The 2,819-nt window shown below is 62.0% G+C and carries 4 protein-coding genes; 3 read left to right on the forward strand and 1 reads right to left on the reverse strand.

Features of this window, described 5'->3' with window-relative positions; all coding sequences use genetic code 11:
* Positions 1-817, reverse strand: an 817-nt coding sequence (locus tag F8N12_RS27300) for an MATE family efflux transporter (protein WP_150583121.1), incomplete at its 3' end; no start/stop codon positions are given.
* Positions 818-1,114: 297 nt separating this feature from the next.
* On the opposite strand from F8N12_RS27300, the gene F8N12_RS27310 reads away from it, so the two are divergent.
* The 3 genes from F8N12_RS27310 to F8N12_RS27320 form a co-directional block, all read left to right on the forward strand.
* Positions 1,115-1,486, forward strand: a complete 372-nt coding sequence (locus F8N12_RS27310) for a septal ring lytic transglycosylase RlpA family protein (protein ID WP_150583094.1) — start codon at positions 1,115-1,117, stop codon at positions 1,484-1,486.
* A gap of 50 nt (positions 1,487-1,536) precedes the next feature.
* Positions 1,537-2,595, forward strand: coding sequence for a calcium/sodium antiporter (locus F8N12_RS27315; protein ID WP_150582181.1), 1,059 nt, complete (start codon positions 1,537-1,539; stop codon positions 2,593-2,595).
* On the forward strand, positions 2,592-2,819 hold a 228-nt coding region (locus F8N12_RS27320; RefSeq protein ID WP_191623235.1), incomplete at its 3' end, for a carboxymuconolactone decarboxylase family protein. The genes F8N12_RS27315 and F8N12_RS27320, both read left to right, overlap by 4 nt.

Raw genomic sequence — 2,819 nt, forward strand, 5'->3', positions numbered from 1 at the left:
TCACCGCGAAGATGCTCGACTCGGCAAACACCGCGATGCCGATGGGCAAACCAATGCTCAGCAGACGCTTGATCACCGTCCATTGCGGCCAGTCGAAACGGCTGAACAGTTGACTCGACTGATACACCGGCGCCCAGCGTTCCCATCCCGCCATGCCCAGCGCCATCACCCACATGACAATGGCCGTCGCCCAGCCGCAACCGACGCCGCCCATGGCCGGCACGCCAAAATGGCCATAAATGAAAATGTAGTTAAGCGGAATATTCAGCGCCAGCCCGCACAGGCCAAGGACCATCGCCGGCCGCGTGCGCCCGAGCCCGTCACTGAAGCAGCGCAGTACATGATAAATCGCCACCGCCGGCAAGCCGCTGGCGATGCCGTGCAGGTATTGCATGCAGGGGCCGATCAGTTCGGGATCGACGTTCATGATGTGCAGAATCGGCTCGGCGCCAAGCAACATGGCGGTCGCCAGCACGCCCACGACCAGCGCCAGCCACAGGGCCTGGCGCACGATCGGACCAATCTCGCTGTGGGTGCCGGCACCGAAGCGCTGGGCGACTTTCGGCGTGGTCGCCAGCAGCGTGCCGGTCATCAATAGAAATACCGGCACCCAGATCGAGTTGCCCAGGGCCACCGCCGCCAGATCGCGCGGCCCGACTCGGCCGGCCATCACTGCGTCGACGAAACCCATCGCGGTCGTCGCCAGCTGCGCAACCATGATCGGTAGCGCCAGGCCGAGCAGGTTTTTCAGCTCCAGGCGAACCCGGGCAGGGCGGGTGAGGGGGGCGGCGTCAGAGCGTTCGGTCACGGAATTCAAGGGCAGAGCGTCCAGAAAAATTTATGCACAAAGGCGGCGCATTCTACGCCTTGACGCATCGGTCAGGAAAAGACCTGTGTTAGCGATTTGTAATCACCTTCGAACGTGTCTCGACCCCTGTGGCGAGGGGACTTGTCCCCGTCGGGCTGCGAAGCAGTCCCCTCCCATGCGAGCGACCCGGTTTCAATAGATACACCTGAGGGCTGCTTCGCAGCCCAACGGGGACAAGTCCCCTCGCCACAACAAGTCCCCCCGCCACAAAAGCTTGCGCCCGCATTTGTCTGTGGAAATCCTTGAATGAAACGTCTACTCGGCACCTTCGCCCTGCTCTCCCTGCTGGCCGGTTGCGCCAGCACGGACATCATCGACCCCCACGGTTACAACAAGACCGGCACCGCCTCCTATTACGGCGCCAAACACCATGGCAAACGCACGGCCAGTGGCGAGCGTTTCAACAAGAATGCCTTGACCGCCGCCCACCGCCAGTTGCCATTCGGCACCCGGGTGAAGGTCACCAATCTGAATAACGACAGGTCCTGCGTGGTGCGCATCAACGACCGCGGGCCGCATACTCGCGGACGGCTGATCGATGTTTCCCACGAAGCCGCCGAACAACTGGGTATGCTCAGAAGCGGCACCGCACGGGTTCGCGTGCAAGCCCTCGATTAACCCATGGAGCCCCGACTATTTTCGGACTTGCCGATTTACCCCTGATCAGCGTGATCGAGTTGCTCGGCGGCTTGCTGTTACTGATTGCCGGCGCCGAACTGATGGTACGCGGCGCTGTGCGCCTGGCCGCGCGCCTGCACGTGCGGCCGCTGATCATCGGTCTGACGATTGTCGCCTTGGGCAGCAGCGCGCCGCAGATGGCGGTCAGTCTGCAAGCCACACTGGCCCATAACGCGGACATCGCGGTCGGCAGCGTGATCGGCAGCAGCATTTTCAACATCCTCGTCACGCTGGGGCTCTCGGCGTTGATCATCCCGCTGCGGGTGTCGCGAGAATTGGTGCGACTGGATATCCCGCTGATGATCGGCGCCAGCCTGTTGGTGTTCGTGCTGGCCTGGAATGAGGAGCTGACGCGCACCGACGGCATGCTGTTACTGACAGCGCTGGTGTTGTATCTCGGTTTACTCCTGCGCCAGTCGCAGCACTCGTCGCGGCCGCCGTCTCACGATGAAAAGCGGCAAATACCGTGGTTGCGCAGCCTGTTGACGATCGTTGTGGGGCTGGCGATGCTGGTATACGCCGGGCATTTGCTGCTGGGTGCGGCGGTGTCGGTCGCCTCCGATCTGGGTCTTTCGGAGCGGATCATCGGCCTGACAATCGTGGCGGTCAGTACCTCGTTGCCGGTACTGGCCACCTCGTTGATCGCGGCGTTGCGCGGGCAGCGGGATATCGCCGTGGGCAACGTGATCGGCAGCAATCTGTTCAACCTGCTGGGGGTGCTAGGGCTGACTGCACTGGTCGCGCCGTCACCGCTGTCGGTCTCGCCGAACGCGCTGGATTTCGACCTGCCCGTCATGCTCGGTGTCGCGGTATTGTGCCTGCCGGTGTTCTATTCCGGTTATCGGGTCACGCGCGCCGAAGGCTTACTGTTTCTGGGTCTGTATCTGGCGTATGGGCTGCACGTGGTGTCGTTCACCACCGGCATGCCGCTGGCGGGCAAGCTTGAACATTTGATGCTGTTTTTCGTCCTGCCGGCGCTGGTGGCCTTTCTGCTGTTTACATCGCTGCGCGCCTGGCGTCGCCAACACCACAAAAGAGAATCGCCATGACCGACAATAAAAAACCCGGGGTTGAAGTCCGTCGCCAAGTGATGGGCGATGCTTTTGTCGATCGCGCCTTGGGCAATGCCACCGAATTCACACAGCCATTGCAGGATTGGGTAAACGAGCACGCGTGGGGCAGCGTATGGAATCGCGAAGGCCTGGAGCTGAAAACCCGCAGCCTGATCACCCTCGCCGCGCTGACCGCGTTGAAGTGCCCTCAGGAACTGAAA

This window comes from Pseudomonas fluorescens (assembly GCF_902497625.1).
Classification (GTDB): Bacteria; Pseudomonadota; Gammaproteobacteria; order Pseudomonadales; family Pseudomonadaceae; genus Aquipseudomonas; species Aquipseudomonas fluorescens_BQ.